General features: G+C 52.6%; 11 protein-coding genes. 7 read left to right on the forward strand and 4 right to left on the reverse strand.

What is annotated here, in order from left to right; all coding sequences use genetic code 11:
- Positions 1-73 precede the first annotated feature (73 nt).
- The 6 genes from ACS5NO_RS01245 to ACS5NO_RS01270 all read left to right on the forward strand — a co-directional run bounded on the left by ACS5NO_RS01245 (position 74) and on the right by ACS5NO_RS01270 (position 10,327).
- The gene (locus ACS5NO_RS01245) at positions 74-2,221 is read left to right on the forward strand and encodes a protein-disulfide reductase DsbD family protein (protein WP_439413479.1); all 2,148 of its coding nucleotides are present in this window, start codon (positions 74-76) and stop codon (positions 2,219-2,221) included.
- A 76-nt stretch (positions 2,222-2,297) separates the two neighbouring features.
- On the forward strand, positions 2,298-3,215 hold the full coding sequence (locus tag ACS5NO_RS01250) for a TIGR01777 family oxidoreductase (protein WP_439413480.1): 918 nt from the start codon (positions 2,298-2,300) through the stop codon (positions 3,213-3,215).
- 124 nt (positions 3,216-3,339) lie between these two features.
- A complete protein-coding gene (locus tag ACS5NO_RS01255; protein WP_439413481.1) occupies positions 3,340-5,286 on the forward strand; it encodes a polysaccharide biosynthesis protein in 1,947 nt (648 codons plus the stop codon).
- A 144-nt stretch (positions 5,287-5,430) separates the two neighbouring features.
- Positions 5,431-6,639, forward strand: coding sequence for an acetyl-CoA C-acetyltransferase (locus ACS5NO_RS01260; protein ID WP_439413482.1), 1,209 nt, complete (start codon positions 5,431-5,433; stop codon positions 6,637-6,639).
- Positions 6,640-6,649: 10 nt separating this feature from the next.
- Positions 6,650-8,812 carry a 3-hydroxyacyl-CoA dehydrogenase NAD-binding domain-containing protein gene (locus tag ACS5NO_RS01265; protein WP_439413483.1) on the forward strand — a complete coding sequence of 721 codons (2,163 nt, stop codon included), beginning with the start codon at positions 6,650-6,652 and terminating at the stop codon, positions 8,810-8,812.
- A gap of 18 nt (positions 8,813-8,830) precedes the next feature.
- Positions 8,831-10,327, forward strand: coding sequence for a M20/M25/M40 family metallo-hydrolase (locus tag ACS5NO_RS01270; RefSeq protein WP_439413484.1), 1,497 nt, complete (start codon positions 8,831-8,833; stop codon positions 10,325-10,327).
- Between the two features lie 43 nt (positions 10,328-10,370).
- On the opposite strand, the gene ACS5NO_RS01275 is transcribed toward ACS5NO_RS01270, so the two are convergent.
- The 4 genes from ACS5NO_RS01275 to ACS5NO_RS01290 form a co-directional block, all read right to left on the reverse strand.
- Entirely contained in the window at positions 10,371-11,009 is a 639-nt protein-coding gene (locus ACS5NO_RS01275) for a porin family protein (RefSeq protein ID WP_225309484.1), read from the reverse strand.
- Positions 11,010-11,219: 210 nt separating this feature from the next.
- On the reverse strand, positions 11,220-12,809 hold the full coding sequence (locus tag ACS5NO_RS01280; RefSeq protein WP_439413485.1) for a MutS-related protein: 1,590 nt from the start codon (positions 12,807-12,809) through the stop codon (positions 11,220-11,222).
- A 95-nt stretch (positions 12,810-12,904) separates the two neighbouring features.
- Positions 12,905-14,125, reverse strand: a complete 1,221-nt coding sequence (locus ACS5NO_RS01285; protein WP_439413486.1) for an energy transducer TonB — start codon at positions 14,123-14,125, stop codon at positions 12,905-12,907.
- Positions 14,118-14,708: an RNA polymerase sigma factor gene (locus ACS5NO_RS01290; protein WP_150876964.1), complete on the reverse strand. Its 591-nt coding sequence runs from the start codon at positions 14,706-14,708 to the stop codon at positions 14,118-14,120. The genes ACS5NO_RS01285 and ACS5NO_RS01290 overlap by 8 nt, the downstream gene beginning before the upstream one ends.
- Positions 14,709-14,819: 111 nt before the next feature.
- Between ACS5NO_RS01290 and ACS5NO_RS01295 the strand changes: the two genes are divergently transcribed.
- On the forward strand, positions 14,820-16,688 hold the full coding sequence (locus ACS5NO_RS01295) for a vWA domain-containing protein (protein WP_439413487.1): 1,869 nt from the start codon (positions 14,820-14,822) through the stop codon (positions 16,686-16,688).
- Positions 16,689-16,762: the final 74 nt, after the last annotated feature.

Here is a 16,762-nt window from a genome sequence, read left to right on the forward strand (position 1 = left end):
GATTTGTGCGTGGATTGGAGATATTTTTGCAGAAATCGTGTTGTAAGGTTGGGCAATTTAGTAAGCCATTGATATGAAACAAGTTGGTCATTTTTTCTCTTTTCTGACGGTATTTTTTGTAACGCTGACGGCGGCAGCGCAAATTCAGCCCGATCCAACGCACTGGACGTTCACCGCATCAAAAACCGAAGCCAAAGTCGGTGAGGTGATTGAGATCCGCATGAATGCGACCATTGACAAAGGCTGGCACATGTATGCTTCGGACCTCAATCCGGATATCGGCCCGATTCCGACAACCTTGAAATTGAAGGAAAACGGCAGCTTTGAAAAAGTCGGCTCGTTTGTTTCAGTGGCTCCGAAAGAGGAGTTTGAAGAAGTCTGGAACAGTAAAGTACGGTTTTTTGAGAACAAAGCGGCTCTAATCCAGAAGGTTAAAATTCTGAAAGCCAATCCGGTTATTGCCGGTACTATTGAATACCAAACCTGTTCAGGGACCAATTGCCTGCCGCCCGCCGAACACGAATTTTCAGTATCGGTAAAAACCGGGGGTGTAGCTGCGGCACCAACGCCCGTAAAACCAACTTCGGAAGCCGTCGCAACGGGTGAACCCGCATCTGCTTCGAGTGCGCCAGACACCACTTCCCGCGTCGCCGTTGCCCCTTCAACCGGAGCCGCCAGCCCGGATTCGGAAACCGTAGCCACTGCCGAAGCGCCGGTCGCTACACCCCAACTGACCGAAGCATCGGCAGAAAAACCGGAAGAATCGCTGATCGGGTTTATGATTGCCGCTTTTCTGTCGGGTCTGCTGGCCTTGCTGACGCCCTGCGTGTTTCCGATCATTCCGATGACGGTTAGCTACTTTACCAAACAGGATCATGGATTGTGGAAAGCGGTTTTGTACGGTTTGTCCATTATTTTCATTTACGTGCTGATTGGTACCGTGGTTTCGCGGATCAACGGCCCGGCATTTGCCAATTTCGTCAGTACCCACTGGCTTCCCAACGTCCTGTTCTTCGCGATTTTCTTCATTTTTGGGCTGTCGTTTTTGGGCTTGTTTGAAATTGTTCTTCCGAATTCGCTGGTCAACTCCATCGATGCCAAAGCCGAAAAAGGCGGTATTGCCGGGATTCTGTTCATGGCCTTCACGCTGGTGCTGGTGTCGTTTTCCTGCACGGGGCCAATTGTCGGCAGTTTGCTGGTTGCCTCCGCAGGTGGCGAAGTTTTGAAACCGATCGTTGGCATGGCGGCTTTTTCGGCGGCTTTTGCCATTCCGTTTACGCTGTTTGCGGCCTTTCCACAGTGGCTCAAAAGTCTGCCCAAATCGGGTGGCTGGCTGAATTCCGTGAAAGTGGTACTGGGCTTTCTGGAACTGGCGCTGGCGCTGAAATTTCTAAGCATTGCCGACCAGGTATATCACTGGAACCTGCTCGACCGCGAAGTGTATCTGGCTTTCTGGATCGTTATTTTTGCCCTCATCGGTTTTTACCTGCTCGGAAAAGTCCGGTTGCCGCACGACAGTGAAACCAAAACCGTTAGTGTGCCGCGTTTGCTGCTGGCCATTGTCACGTTTGCGTTTGTAGTGTACATGATTCCCGGTTTATGGGGCGCTCCCTTGAAAGCCCTGGCCGGTTATCTGCCACCCGAAACGACGCAGGATTTTGGCTTTCGGGGTGCCAGCAATTCCACACCGGAACAAAATACGTTGGGCGAAAAACCGAAATACAGCGAATTGTTCCGGTTACCGCACGGACTTCAGGGCTTTTTCGACTACAATCAGGCCCTTGCCTACGCGGCCAAAGTGAACAAACCCGTTTTCATTGATTTTACGGGCCACGGCTGTGTAAACTGCCGGGAAATGGAAGCCCGCGTGTGGTCGGAAGAGCCGATTCTGCGCCGGTTGCAAAACGATTACGTCATTCTGGCTTTGTATGTCGATGATAAAACCGAATTGCCGGAATCCGCCTGGTATACTTCGACCTACGACAAAAAGCAGAAGAAAACCATCGGGGCACAAAATGCCGATTTGCAGATTGTGCGTTATAACAACAACGCCCAGCCTCATTACTGCATCGTCGACCAGACGGGAAAACTGCTGGTCAAGCCGAAGAATTATGACCTGGATGTCAATAATTTCGCCGGTTTTCTGGATGAAGGCAAGGCGGTTTTTGCCGCCCCGCAAACCGTAGCGGCTCGTTCATTAGCGCCCAACCTGGGTCAATGATCGGCTTTGAAATAAGCCGGGTGAGGTAACATTTTCATTCTACGGTTGGTTAAACCATGACCATCCTCTATCCGTCATGGCAAAAACTATTCTGATTACCGGCGGCACCGGCACCATCGGCCGCCGACTTACTCAAATGTTACTCCAGCAGGGCTTTCAGGTATCGTTGCTGAGTCGTTCAGCGGCAAAAAAAGACGTTCCAAACGTCACGGTTTACCAGTGGGACATTGACAAAGGGCATATCGACCCGCAGGCCATCCTGACGGCCGACCACATTATTCACCTGGCCGGAACCGGTATTGCCGACGAACGCTGGACCGACCAGCGCAAACAGCAAATCATCGAAAGTCGCACCAAATCCACGCAATTACTGGCCAATGCCCTGCGTTCGGGTAAACACCACGTTCAGTCCTTTGTCTCATCCTCGGCCATTGGCTATTATGGAGGAGATACCGGCGACCGTCCGCTGACCGAAATTAGCGAAGGCGGAAGTGATTTTCTGGCGCAGGTGGTTCGGGCCTGGGAGCGTTCCGTCGACGAAGTGGCCGCCTTGGGCATTCGAACCGTTAAACTCCGGACGGGAATCGTGCTGACGATGGAGGGCGGTGCTTTGCCCAAGCTCGTGCAACCCATTCGCCTGGGAGCCGGTGCGCCGTTGGGATCGGGGCAACAATACATGTCGTGGATTCACATTGACGACCTCTGCCGGATGTATGTTCAGGCGGTTACCGATGAGCGTTGGCGGGGAATTTATAACGCTGTTGCTGCCAAGCCTGTGACTAATGAGACTTTTACGCGTCAAATAATAGATTTACTCAACAAGCCGCATCTTTTACCCCGCGTACCGGCCTTTGCCATTCGATTGCTTTTTGGTGAAATGGCTATTGTCGTACTGGGAGGCAATTATGTGTTGAATAAACGGATCCGGGAAGAAACTACATTTGAGTATCAATTTCCAGACTTGTTGCCAGCCCTGCGGGACCTGTTACCCTAGTCATTTTACATCGATAGTGCAAATTAGTTTTAATATTCTTATACTTGTTTGTAAAAGCAATCTACAAAATACATGCAGAAACAACCGGCAATTAGATAACCAGTATTCATCGACCTGTGAAAAAATGATTGAACAACTACTAAAAACGAGTGCAACACGCTTCGTGTCCAGTTATCTCGTGCTGAGTATCGATGTAATCATCTGCATTATATCGTTTTCAGTTGCTTATCTTTTGCGGTTTAATTTTGAAACCAGCGGTCTTAACCGGGCTGACTTTTTATATTGTTTGCAGGTAATTGTCGGTATTCGATTTCTGTTTTTTTTGCTGTTTCGGCCCTATCAGGGTATTATACGGCACACGAGTCTGGAAGATGTCACCTTGCTGGTTTATGCCGTTACGCTCAGCGCAGTCGTCACGGCGGTGGGTTCGTTTCTTTTCTGGCAATGGACCGGCCGGGTTTCCTTTTACATCCCGGTTTCCATCTTACTAATCGACTATTTCTCCTGCCTTGTTTTGCTCTCCGTCAGCCGGTTTATGGCCAAAGCGTTTTATTGGACCTTACGGGCCGGAAACGGAGGAGTTCGGCCGCCGGTTTTGATTTATGGTGCGGGTGAAACCGGCCTGTTGACGCGCAAGGCATTAGCCCAGGATTCCATCCAGCGCTACACCATTCTGGCGTTTATTGACGATAATCCGTACAAAATCCAGAAAGTAATTCAGGGTATAAAGGTTATCTCACGCCAGGAAGCCTACGAGCGGTATGTGCGGAATCAGGCCGTTCTGCCGCAGGTGATTTTGGCGATGGGAACCGCCGATCTGCGTCAGAAAAACGAAATAACCGAGTTTTTTCTGCAGCATCACGTCAGTGTTAAAACCATTCCGACGGTGGGACAGTGGATCGATGGCGAATTGAAATCTTCGCAGATTCGGGACGTTCGGATTGAGGATTTGCTGGGACGGGCTCCCATTCAGGTCGTCAATCCGGTTACCGGCGAACAACTGCGCAATCAGGTTGTGCTCGTTACTGGAGCCGCCGGCTCCATTGGGAGCGAACTGGTTCGGCAGGTGATCAGCCATAAACCGCATACGATTGTATTGCTGGATCAGGCCGAGTCGGCCTTGTTCGATCTGGAATTTAATTTGCGCCGGGAGTATAAAACCGTGCTGGCAACCATAAACCTGATCCTGAAAATTGGTGATGTGGCCGATGAAGTACGGATGCACCATATTTTCCGGGAAGTTAAACCCGATTACGTCTTTCACGCGGCTGCCTACAAACACGTTCCGTTGATGGAAGAACACCCCTATGAAGCCGTTCGGGTCAATGTGTTGGGTACTCAAATCGTGGCCGATTTGTCGCTTCAATTCGGTGTTCGGAAATTTGTCATGATTTCGACCGACAAGGCAGTGAACCCCACCAACGTAATGGGAGCCACCAAGCGCCTGGCCGAAATGTACGTGCAAAGCCTGAACCAGCAGCCTGGAAAGCTGCGTCAGACCCGGTTTATTGCCACGCGATTCGGTAACGTGCTGGGTTCCAATGGTTCGGTAGTAACGGTTTTTCGGCAGCAAATCCAGGCCGGTGGGCCGGTAACGGTGACGCACCCGGACATCATCCGCTATTTCATGACCATTCCCGAAGCCTGCCAATTGGTGCTGGAAGCCGGATCGATGGGCAAGGGGGGCGAAGTGTTCGTTTTCGATATGGGCGAACCCGTACGAATCGCCGAACTGGCCCGAAAAATGATTCACCTCTCCGGCTATACTGTGGGCAAAGAAATCCAAATGGTTTATAGCGGGTTACGTCCAGGCGAAAAATTGTTTGAGGAGCTCTTGAACAACAACGAAGAGACCTTGCCGACACACCATCCCAAAATCATGATTGCCCGGGTCAATACGCCGGACGTGAACGAGATAAAAGCTGTTCTGGAAGAACTGCGGTATCGCCTGGTCGAAGGGGACGCTACGAAACTGGTGCGGATTATCAAACTGGTCATCCCGGAATACATTAGTAAAAACTCCATTTTTACCGCGCTGGATTCCCAAAAACCGGAAGCGATTGAACTGTAAATGTCCACGAGTTCAGGAAAAAAACCGATTCGCCCCGTCGATTTTAAAGCATTTGCTTGCGGCCTATTGGCCATACCGGTAAGTTTGTTTTTCGGTGATCGTATGTCCGCATACGGTTGTGAAATCCGATAAGCAACCATTCCTATGACCCAGGCCTTTATTTATGACGCTGTTCGAACGCCCCGTGGCCGGGGAAAAAGTGACGGCTCTCTCCACGACGTCCAGCCCATTCAGTTACTGACCAGCGTTCTGCGCGAACTCAAAAACCGGAATCAGCTCGATACCGCTCTTCTCGACGACGTCATCATGGGCTGCGTAACGCCCATTGGCGAACAGGGGGCCAACATCGCCCGTACCGCCGTCATTGAAGCAGGCTACGCCGAAACCGTTGCCGGGGTGCAACTAAACCGCTTTTGCTCGTCCGGACTCGAAGCCATCAACATGGCGGCCGCTTATGTCCTGTCGGGGCAATTTGAGGCCGTTGTGGCCGGTGGTGTGGAATCGATGTCGCGCGTTCCCATCGGGTCCGACGGAGGTGCCCTCTTCATGAATCCGCAGATTGTGGCCCGGCACAACATCGTTCCGCAGGGCATTTCCGCCGATTTAATTGCAACCAAATACGGTTTTAGCCGCGCCGACGCCGACGCGTTTGCCGCCGAATCCTACCGACGCGCTACGGTGGCCCAGCAGGAAAACCGGTTTGGCCGAACGCTAATTGCCATCAAAGACGAACTCGGTACTATCTTGCTCAACCGCGACGAAGGCGTTCGTCCGGGCACCACTGCCGAAAGTTTGTCGAAACTGAAACCTGCCTTTGACGCCATCGGGAAAGCCGGTTTCGATGCGCTGGCCCTACTGAAATACGCCGATCTGGCCCAGATTAACCACATTCATCACGCCGGTAATTCATCACAAATTGTCGATGGAGCCGCCGGACTGTTGATTGGTTCGAAAGAATTTGGCGAAAAAACCGGTCTGAAACCCCGCGCCCGCATCCGGGCTTTTGCCGTTATTGGAACCGAACCGACGATTATGCTCACCGGGGTGGTTCCGGCCACGCAGAAGGTGTTGAAAAAAGCCGGTATGCAGCTGAGTGACATCGACCTGTTCGAAGTGAACGAAGCGTTTGCGGTTGTTCCGCTGCTGTATATGGATCAATTGGGCGTCGATCACAGCCGGTTGAATGTGAACGGCGGAGCGATTGCACTGGGTCATCCGCTCGGCGCAACCGGGGCCATTCTTTCGGCGACACTTCTGGACGAACTGGAACGAACCGGCCGGCAAACGGGGCTGGCAACGCTCTGCGTGGGCGGAGGAATGGGCGTTGCCACGGTTTTTGAACGAATCAACTAAGCCATTGACCATGATTAACTACACCATCGACGGAAACGTCGCCATGCTGAGCTGGAACATGACCAGCGCGCCCATGAACGTGCTCAACGACGACTCCATTCCGGCGTTCGAGGCTGCGCTGCAACGGGCTTACGACGACGCGGAGGTCAAAGGCATCATCATTACGTCGGAGAAAAATGAATTCATTGCCGGTGCCGATCTGAAGATGATTCTCCGCAATAATGACAAAGAGCCGGGCGACATGTTGAAGGTTTCGGCGGAACTGAACCGGGTTTTCCGGGCCATCGAAACATCGGGAAAGCCGGTTGTCGCTGCCATCAACGGTACGGCGCTGGGCGGGGGCTACGAAGCCTGCCTGGCCTGTCACCACCGCATTGCGCTCGACAATCCGAAAGCCGTCATTGGTTTGCCCGAAGTGACACTCGGTTTGCTGCCCGGCGGGGGCGGAACCCAGCGGTTGCCCCGGATGCTCGGAATGGAAGCCGCCCTGCCGCTGTTGCTGGAAGGCAAACGCGGGAGTCCGAAAGAAGCCCTGGCTCTGGGTCTGGTGGATGAGCTGGCGACCTCCCGCGACGAACTGCTGGAAAAAGCGTTTGCGTGGCTTTCGGCCAATCCCGAACCCTTGCAGCCGTGGGATGAGCGTGACCGGAAAACCGGTCGGATTGTCGGGAAAGAGCATTTCAAGGTGCCGGGGGGAGCGGTGCAAAGCCCGACGGGAGCGCGGGTGTTCAGTGCGGGAACGGCGATGCTGATGGAAAAAACGCGCGGAAACTACCCGGCCCCCCTCGCCATTCTTTCGTGTGTTTACGAAGGGTTACAGGTCAACATTGACCGCGCGCTGGTGATCGAAGCCCGGTATTTCGTGCAGGTCGCGACCTCGAAAGTGGCCAAGGGGTTGATCCAGACGATGTTTCTGGGGCTGAACGAAGTCAACAAAGGCATCAGTCGTCCGAAGACGATTCCGGCAAAAGACGTCAAAAAAGTCGGTATTCTGGGAGCCGGCATGATGGGTTCGGGCATTGCGTATGCAGCCGCGCTGGCCGGTATCGAAACGGTTTTGAAAGATGTGTCGGTCGAAGCTGCCGAAAAAGGGAAAGCCTATTCGCGGACGGTTTTCAAAAAGGCCATCGAGCGCGGGAAAGGAACGCCCGAAAAGGCCGAAGCCACCTTGAATCTGATCAAAACCACGGCCGATGCCACTGATCTGCAGGGCTGCGACCTGATTATTGAAGCGGTTTTTGAAAACCGCGACCTGAAAGCGGAGGTGACGAAAGAAGCCGAACCGATGCTGGCCGAAGCGGGCGTTTTTGCGTCGAACACCTCGACCCTGCCGATCAGCGGGCTGGCGCAGGCATCGGCCAAACCCGAAAACTTCATTGGTCTGCATTTCTTTTCGCCGGTCGATAAGATGCAGTTGGTGGAGGTGATCGTGGGAAAACAAACGTCGGACTATGCGCTCGCTTTTGCCCTGGATTTTGTGAAAAAGATCCGCAAAACGCCGATTGTGGTCAACGACTCCCACGGTTTTTACACGTCGCGGGTGTTTACGACCTACACGTCGGAAGGAATGGAGTTGCTGAAAGAAGGTGTGAATCCCGTTTTGATCGAAAATGCCGGAAAAAATGCCGGGATGCCCGTAGGACCGCTGGCGGTTTCCGACGAAGTCGCGTTGGATTTGATCAGCAAAATTTCCGGCCAAAGCATCCACGACGGCATGATGACCGAAGACGATACGGCGTACCAGGTGGCCGGAAAATTTGTGGCCCTCGGTCGGTTGGGAAAAAAATCGAAAGCCGGTTTTTACGACTATCCCGAGGGCGAAAAGAAATACCTCTGGCCGGGGCTGTCGGAACTCTTCCCGCTGGCCGACCAACAGCCGTCGGTTGATGAAGTTAAAAAACGGCTTTTGTACCGACAGGTAATCGAAACCGTACGCTGTTTTGAAGAAGGCGTGATCCGAACCCAACTGGACGCCGACATTGGCTCCATTCTGGGCTGGGGATTTCCGGCCTACACGGGCGGCACGCTGTCGTTTGTCGATTTTGTGGGCATAAAAACCTTCGTGCAGGAAGCGGACCGGCTGGCCGATGCTTATGGAGAGCGGTTTCGCCCCACCCAAAACCTGCGTGACAAGGCCGAACAGGGGAACAGCCGTTTTGAACAAACCAATTAAATTATACACTTCACAATCATGCAGAAATCGTACGGCTTTTTGTTAACCGGTTTTTTCCTTTCCGCCCTTGCGGTGGCGCAGCCGGTGGCTAAACTTCCCGAATCCAAACTCAGTCGCACCGAACTCGAAGCGCACATGCGTTTTCTGGCCGCCGACGAACTCCAGGGTCGCCGGACGGGCGATCCGGGCAATTTTGTGGCCGCCCGCTACCTTGCCGAACAATTTCGGACGCTGGGGCTAAAACCGGTAGCCGGGCAAGCGGATTATTTTCAGAAAGTGCCCTTTCTCCGGTCAAAACCGGCCGCTTACGCCCGGCTCCAAATTGGCAGCGACTCGCTGCAAGCGGGAAAACAGTTCGTGGTGATTGGCGGGAGGGAAACGAATCTGAAAGCGGAAACAGTGTATGTCGGTTACGGACTTACCGAAACCGCTGATGGCTACAACGGACGCGATGTGCGGGGTAAACTTGTGGTGGCTCAGGTTGGTTCGCCGGAAGCCACTACCAACCGCGCCTTGCTGGCGGCTTCGGAACAGAAGCGGAAACTAGCCGCCGAAAAAGGAGCCGCCGGGCTGATTGAACTCTACACGAGCGGAACGTATCCGTGGCCGATTGTAACCCGGGCGTTTCAGGGCGAGCAAATGACGCTGGCCACGTCCACCGAATTGCCGACGCTGTTGCACCTTTGGGTTGATAACGGAAAAAACCAGTTGGCCGGACTGAAAGAGGCCGCTCAAACGGTGACGGTTCAGACGTCGGGCCGTTTGCAGCAGCTTGTCGATGCGGTTAATGTCGCGGGGGTTATTGAAGGAACCGATCCGAAATTGAAAGGAGAATACGTGTTGTTGTCGGCCCATTTCGATCATGTGGGCGTTGGCAAGCAGGGCGGTCAGCCGTATACGTCGGCCGACAGCATCTTCAACGGAGCGCGGGACAACGCCTTTGGAACGGTGGCCCTTCTGGCGTCGGCGAAGGCCTTGCAGGCGCAACGGCCCAAACGGTCGATTCTGATTCTGGCACTGACGGCCGAAGAAATGGGATTACTGGGCAGTCGGTATTACGCCGAACACCCGTTGATTCCGTTGAAACAAACCGTTTTTAACCTGAACAGCGATGGTGCGGGCTACAATGACACCACGCTTGTTTCGGTGGTAGGATTGGAGCGAACGGGCGCAAAAACCGAGATAGAAACCGCCAGCAAAGCGTTTGGATTGAGCGTTTTTGCCGATCCGGCCCCCGAACAAAACCTGTTCGATCGCTCTGATAACGTCAATTTTGCGGTGAAAGGCGTTCCGGCACCGACGTTCTCAGCCGGTTTCAAGAAGTTCGATGAGGAGCTGATGAAGTATTACCACCAAGCGGCCGACAACCCGGAAACGATTGATTTCGGCTATTTGCTCAAGTTCAGCCAGGCTTTTTCGTATGCCGCCCGGTTGATTGCCAACAAACCCGCCCGGCCGCAGTGGGTTGCCGGTGATAAATACGAAGCCGCTTCAAAAGCGTTATACGGACAGTGATATACGTATCCAAGGGCCGCACAGGCGGCCCTTGGATACGGGCTTAATAATTCCGGCCAATGCCGAAGCTGTAACCGAGGGTGAGCGCTACGGTTGAATTACCGAGCCAGGGCGATGGATTCGTTCTGACGTTCGTAAGGCCGAGGGTATACCGCGCATCGATCAGGAAACGCTGGCGATTTTTGACTTTGAAATTAGCCTGAAAACCAGCCGTTCCGCCCAGATCGAGGGGTTCAAACTCCTCGTCGGTTTTCGCATCGGGGAAAGACTGCCCCTGATAAATAGAATTCGTCCGTTTGGAGTTCAGCAAAATTCCCAAAGAGGGTCCGATGAACAGATTGGGGCGGAAATTGCCGCTCAGGTTCAGATAATACCGGGCAACTACCGGAATCTCCAGGTAGTTGAGGTGCTGCGTATGGCTGCTTCGGTCGCTGGGCTGATCGTATTTACCACCCCGTTGCGAATACAGAATGTCCGCCGAAATACCAAAGTGATTGATCGAACTGTAGCTGACAAAGCCACCCGCTACTAAACCGACTTTGGCATTATAATAACTGCTCTTGCCATACAGACTCGAGATATTAACGCCCAGACGGGGTCCGGCACTCCAGCGTTGCTGGGCCAGCAGGGTAGACGAGCTGGCTACTAATAACATCATTCCCAATACTATACTTCTTTTCATTGTGCAATGTAATCGATTCATTCGCGTGAGGTGAGTTTGATTTGCATTCATTACAACTGTTCCTGTCGTTAAATGTTTGACATTTTTTCGAAGGGCGCAAAGATAAAGGTTTCCGTAAAACGGTGCCGCTTTAAAGAGGCCGAATCCACGGACCGAAAACGGGTAGCGGTTGTCCCGGTTTTCGGCGGTGCTTTTAAAAGGCAACGGATTTTAGCCGCCGGCATTGCTTATTTTCTCCGATAAAGCATTGGCTTCGCGGATCACCTCCGCCGGATAAGCGTTCAGTTCCAGGATCCGTATGGCGTTCCGGGTTTTGAGATTGCCTTCCCGGAGCTTGAAATCAAAAGCAATCCGGTCTTCCTCCACAATCTCGGTAAAGTGGTATAAATCAAACGTATCTTTTAGATAATCAGTCAGTTCGATGTCGTGCGTAGAAACAAAAACCAGGTGTGGTCCTTTGTTCAGATAAGTCAGTACGGCTTTTCCGGCCGCGATCCGCTCGACGGTATTGGTTCCTTTGAAGAGTTCATCCAGCAAAAATAAGGTTTGGATTTCAGACTGGCTTTCGTCAATCATCCCTTTAATGGTCAGCACTTCCTCGAAATAATAACTCTTCTCGCTAAGCAGATCGTCGGCGATGCGAATAGCGGACAAAACGCGCATCGGAGGTATCGTAAACGCACTGGCGAAACAGGTATGGATGGTTTGGGCCAGAATGCAATTGATCCCAATCGTTCGGATAAAGGTGGTTTTTCCCGACATGTTCGACCCGGTCAGCAAAACCGATTTATCGACGAGTGTGACGGAATTTGCAACGGGATTGGGAATCAGTGGATGATATAAATCCGTCGCGCTGAGTTTTTTCGCTTTTTCAGTGATTTCTGGCTGGCAATAGTGGGTTACACCTTTTCGCAATGAAGCAATGGAAAGAGCCGTATCGATTCTGCCGACGTATTGAAAAACCGCGTCGATCTGAGCCCTTTTTGCGTCGATCTGGTGGAGAACCCGAAACAGTAACAACGGTTCGATGAGAAACAACGCTTTGAAAAGCTCCGTAAGCACTTCCACGATCATGCCCACTTCGCTCTGCAATTTGGACTCCAGTTTGAAAAAAGACATGGAATAGCCCATTTCATCGAGGATTTCAATCGCCTGATTGACGTCATCGGTTTCCGGTTTTAACGCTTCGTGTTGGCGCAGTTCTTTCGCAACCTGGTTTAAACGAAGCAGTTGCGGAATGGAAGCAATGTATTGATACACATTATTTTTGTTCCAGTAATGAATGGCATAATTAATCGCTAAAATGCCAAACAGCCACAAAAATGCGGGCGGATAAAAAGGAAGCAGCAGCAGTAGAAAAATGCTGATAAAGGGCAGCACTTTCACGATCCAAAACCAGTCCGGAGGTTGAAGATGGGATTTTAAAAACAACGACGGAATGTAATAGGCGTTCTGGTGCGAAAGGCTGGAAAGCTGAATTCCTGCATCCTCCCGTAATTCGTCAACATTCTGAAAGGTTTTGATGAGACGTTCGAAGGACTGGTTTTTAGCCTCTAAAAAATCGATGGTTCGCAGCCTGGCGTATAAATATTGCTGGCCCACTTTCGAAACCGTCCGGTCTACAAACATAAAGACCTCGTCAAAGTCCAGGTCCTGATAGGTCTTTTGTGAAATCAGGTGATGCATGCTTTCTTTCGGCCGATTGGCGAAGAACTGTTCAATCCTGAAAAAATCGAACGATTCTGATTTGGGTTTGCCGTAACCGGCTTCTAATTGTGACTTTATTTTGGATTGAAGCATGTCTTTTCTGAAGCAGATGACCGGTTGGGGTAGAACATCCGTACGGCAAGTTACCGGGAATTTCCGCAGGAAACAGCCCCACCGGTTAGACGGTTTCAGAACGCAATGTCCTGTTCCACAAACTGGATGAGTGGTTTGCCATTCCGGAAAGCCGGTTTCCAGCGCGGGCCTTCGCGGATGAGCCGGATCGCTTCTTCATCGCAACCATACCCCAGCGATTGCACAACCGTGAACTGGCTGACAGAACCGTCGACAGCGACCTGAAACCGGACGCGCACCGTGCCGGTAACGCTTTTCGCCTTCGCTTCGGGCGGCATCCGGCGGTTTTCTTCAAGGTAGGTTTTGAAGTTGGCAGGGGCGGAGGGAGCACCTGAATTCGTCAGGGCCAGCGAGGACTCCCGTCTCGCTGCGGGCTTGTTGGCCTGGGTTTGTTGACCGTATCCTACCGCAACGACTTCTGACAGGGCCTTCGAATCCGGTTTTAGCTGGATTTTAGTGGTTTCAAGGTCAGCCACCCGAACGGTTTGCGTTTCAAAACCGACGGACATGATTTGTAAGGAGTCTTTTTGATCGACATTTTCCAACCGGAACCGTCCCAACGAATCGCTACTGCTGCTACGTCGGGCCTTTTTGGCAACAATCGAAACACCCGCCAGGGGTTGGTTCGCTTCGTCAGTCACTTGACCGCTCAATCCCGGATTATCAAGACCGGTCGTGTTGTAAACCACGATTTCTTCGGATGCTGAACGAAACGCCCCGGGTGCTGCCCTCCGTTCTGACGAGGAGGCAATTAAATAATTCTTCGGAAAAATCAGGCTGTCTTTGGAAGGATTCTGGGCCACTTTTGGGTTCGCCAGTGCGGGTTTCGGTGGCGCAACTTTTTTCGCAATTCGTTCCGAACGAGGGATTTCAGTAGGAAAGACCGGCGGAGCGGTTTTTTCTGTCGCTGAAATTTTCGGCGCTGGTAAGCTGACCATACGCTCTGATTGCGGTTTTTCCTGTAACCGCAAATACAAACCAATACTCAACGCCAGCACCACCGAAGCCGCAGCAGCCGGGATCCAAACCGGCCATCGCCGGATTTTTGGGTTGCCGATGCGGTTTTGCAACCGTTCGCGCAACGCATTCGACGCCGTATGAAGCGCAATGCCTTCCTGTTCAGCGGCTTCCAGTCCTTCCAGCGCGTCGGCATACAGCGGATTTTCCAGCAACAGCCGTTCCACCCGGTGCTGTTCGGCAGCGGAAAGCGTACCGGCCCGGTAGTTGCGCAGGTCGTCGGCGGTCAGGAGGTCGTTATGTCGGTTGGCATCAGTCATGGGTTGCGTCGGTGTTCCGGTCCAGGCAGATTTTCAGGTTACGTCGGCCATTTTGCAGGTGGCTTTTCACGTGCTTGGGATCGTAGCCGGTCAGTTCGGCAATGTCGGCATAGGTTTTCTGGTTCAGGTAAAACAGGGAAATGCTGGTGCGTTGTTCCTCCGACAGCTTTTTCAGGCAATCGTCCAGTTGGTTCAACTTCATTTCCAGTTCCAGACCGTCGGTTTCCGGCCAAACCGTCAGCGGCATTGCTCTGCTTTCGGTCTCGTCATTCACCTCCCCCGCGATCATTTTCCGCTGTCGCAACTGCATCAGGCAGTGGTTGCGGGCGGTCGAATGAAGCCAGCTTTTAAAGTTCTGAATCTCGTATTTCCGCAAATCCGTAATCAGTTGTTCGAATAACTGCATTACCGCGTCTTTGCTTTCGTCTTCGTCGCGCAAGTACTTGTAACACACCGCATACACGAGGTCCATATACCGTTCATACAACGCCCCAAGCAGTTCCAGATCGCCCGTAGTTTTATAAGCCGAAAGGTAGTCGGCGTCGGTAACGGGTTTAGATTTTCGGAACTGCCTGAAAAACATACGCTGGATACGGCTGCCGTGCAACTTACAAAAAAAAGTTTCGGTGCCGTATGGAATTCAAAACCGGTTTGCATCCATAGGAGAAAAAAGACTCCTCAATTCCATACGACCATGCGCACTATTTTTTCAATTCTGATGCTCGGACTGCTCTTCGTATCGACCGTTCGATCCAGTCGGACCCTTACGGGCCGTGTGACGGATGCCCTCACGAACCAGCCGCTGCCGGGCGTGAATGTCGCTTTCCGGGGCGCTCTGGCCGGGACAACCACCAACGCCGACGGCCGCTACACCATCGCCGTGCCGGATGGTCCGCAACTGCTCATTTTCAACTCCATTGGTTTTCAGCGAGCCGAAGTGAAAATTACGACGCAAACGGTGGTCGATGTAAAACTCAATACCGATGTCCGGGGCTTACAGGAATCGGTGGTTGTCGGATATGGTACGGTTCATCAACCAAGTATGCCGAGGCCGATGGGTGTGGGTATGCGGTCGGCCACTTCCTACGCGGTTGAACACGTAGTCGTTCCTGTTTTTAACACCGAAGATTACAGCAAAATTGATGAAACCGGCTTTCGAATGGCTCAGAGCCAGCCAGTTACCACGTTTTCGGTCGATGTAGACCGGGCTGCTTACGGCAACATCCGGCGGTTTTTGAACGGCGGAAGCTTGCCGCCCAAAGATGCCGTCCGGATCGAGGAAATGGTCAATTATTTTGAATACGACGATCCGCAACCGACCGGGACTGATCCGGTGGCCGTTAAAACCGAGTTTTCCGACTCCCCCTGGAATCCGGGTTTGCAACTGCTTCGTATTGGTTTACAGGCCAAAAGCATCCCGACCGGCAACCTGCCTGCCTCCAACCTGGTTTTTCTGATCGATGTATCGGGCTCGATGGAATCTGACAACAAACTGCCGCTGGTTAAAACCGCCCTGGGCTTGCTGGTCGACCAACTCCGCCCGCAGGATCGGGTGGCGATTGTCGTGTATGCCGGAGCCGCCGGGCTGGTGCTGCCTTCGACACCGGGCAATGAGCCGCAAAAAATCAAGGATGCGATCAGTCAGTTGTCGGCGGGAGGTTCCACGGCGGGGGGCGAAGGCATCCGGCTGGCGTACCAGATTGCGCAGGAAAATTTCCGGAAAGACGGCAATAACCGCGTGATCCTGGCCACCGACGGCGATTTCAACGTGGGCGTTTCGAGCGACGGCGACATGCAGCGGCTGGTGGAGGAAAAGCGGAAATCAGGTGTTTTCCTAAGCGTGCTGGGTTTCGGAATGGGCAATTACAAAGACAACAAACTGGAGGTATTGTCAGACAAAGGCAACGGGAATTACGCGTACATCGATAATCTACAGGAAGCGCAGAAAGTGTTTGGCAAAGAGTTCGGGGGGACGCTGTTCACGGTTGCGAAAGATGTGAAACTCCAGTTGGAATTCAACCCGGCGCGGGTGCAGGGCTATCGGCTGATCGGCTACGAAAACCGGATGCTGAACAACGAAGATTTTCACGATGACAGGAAGGACGCCGGTGAAATGGGGTCGGGCCATACCGTGACGGCTTTGTACGAAATCATTCCGGCGGGCGTCGAAAGCCGGTATTTGCAGAAAGTGGATCCACTGAAATACCAGCGGCAGGCGACTTCGACGGGCAACCCGAATGAATTGCTGACGCTGAAAATCCGCTATAAAAAACCGGATGACGAAACCAGTCAGTTGATGAAACAGGTCGTAACGTACCAGCCGCAAACGTGGGACAAAACCTCGGCCGACTTCCGGTTTTCGGCTTCCGTCGCCGAATTCGGGCTGCTGCTCCGCGACTCGGAATTTAAGGGGAAGGCGCAATATAGCCAGGTCGAAACGCTGGCGAAAAAGGCCCTCGGTCGTGACCCGGAAGGCTACCGGAGTGAATTTATTCGGTTGGTGAAACTGGCTCATTCTCTGTCGAATGGGTCGGAAGTGGCGAAGAAAACCGTCGAAAAATAAACGAACGTTCCAACGGTGCTTTCCAAACCGGGGTCATTCAACCGGTAGCTACCACACTGTTTTGTTTCATATCA

Source organism: Larkinella fluvii (assembly GCF_051857545.1).
In the GTDB taxonomy this organism is placed as follows: domain Bacteria; phylum Bacteroidota; class Bacteroidia; order Cytophagales; family Spirosomataceae; genus Larkinella.

Excerpts from the sequence above, each read along its gene's own strand:
- ACS5NO_RS01250 (WP_439413480.1), top strand. The coding sequence starts at position 2,298 with ATGGCAAAAACTATTCTGATTACCGGCGGCACCGGCACCATCGGCCGC.
- ACS5NO_RS01275 (WP_225309484.1), bottom strand. The coding sequence starts at position 11,009 with ATGAAAAGAAGTATAGTATTGGGAATGATGTTATTAGTAGCCAGCTCG.
- ACS5NO_RS01290 (WP_150876964.1), bottom strand. The coding sequence starts at position 14,708 with ATGTTTTTCAGGCAGTTCCGAAAATCTAAACCCGTTACCGACGCCGAC.
- ACS5NO_RS01260 (WP_439413482.1), top strand. The coding sequence starts at position 5,431 with ATGACCCAGGCCTTTATTTATGACGCTGTTCGAACGCCCCGTGGCCGG.
- ACS5NO_RS01245 (WP_439413479.1), top strand. The coding sequence starts at position 74 with ATGAAACAAGTTGGTCATTTTTTCTCTTTTCTGACGGTATTTTTTGTA.
- ACS5NO_RS01265 (WP_439413483.1), top strand. The coding sequence starts at position 6,650 with ATGATTAACTACACCATCGACGGAAACGTCGCCATGCTGAGCTGGAAC.
- ACS5NO_RS01285 (WP_439413486.1), bottom strand. The coding sequence starts at position 14,125 with ATGACTGATGCCAACCGACATAACGACCTCCTGACCGCCGACGACCTG.
- ACS5NO_RS01255 (WP_439413481.1), top strand. The coding sequence starts at position 3,340 with ATGATTGAACAACTACTAAAAACGAGTGCAACACGCTTCGTGTCCAGT.
- ACS5NO_RS01280 (WP_439413485.1), bottom strand. The coding sequence starts at position 12,809 with ATGCTTCAATCCAAAATAAAGTCACAATTAGAAGCCGGTTACGGCAAA.
- ACS5NO_RS01270 (WP_439413484.1), top strand. The coding sequence starts at position 8,831 with ATGCAGAAATCGTACGGCTTTTTGTTAACCGGTTTTTTCCTTTCCGCC.
- ACS5NO_RS01295 (WP_439413487.1), top strand. The coding sequence starts at position 14,820 with ATGCGCACTATTTTTTCAATTCTGATGCTCGGACTGCTCTTCGTATCG.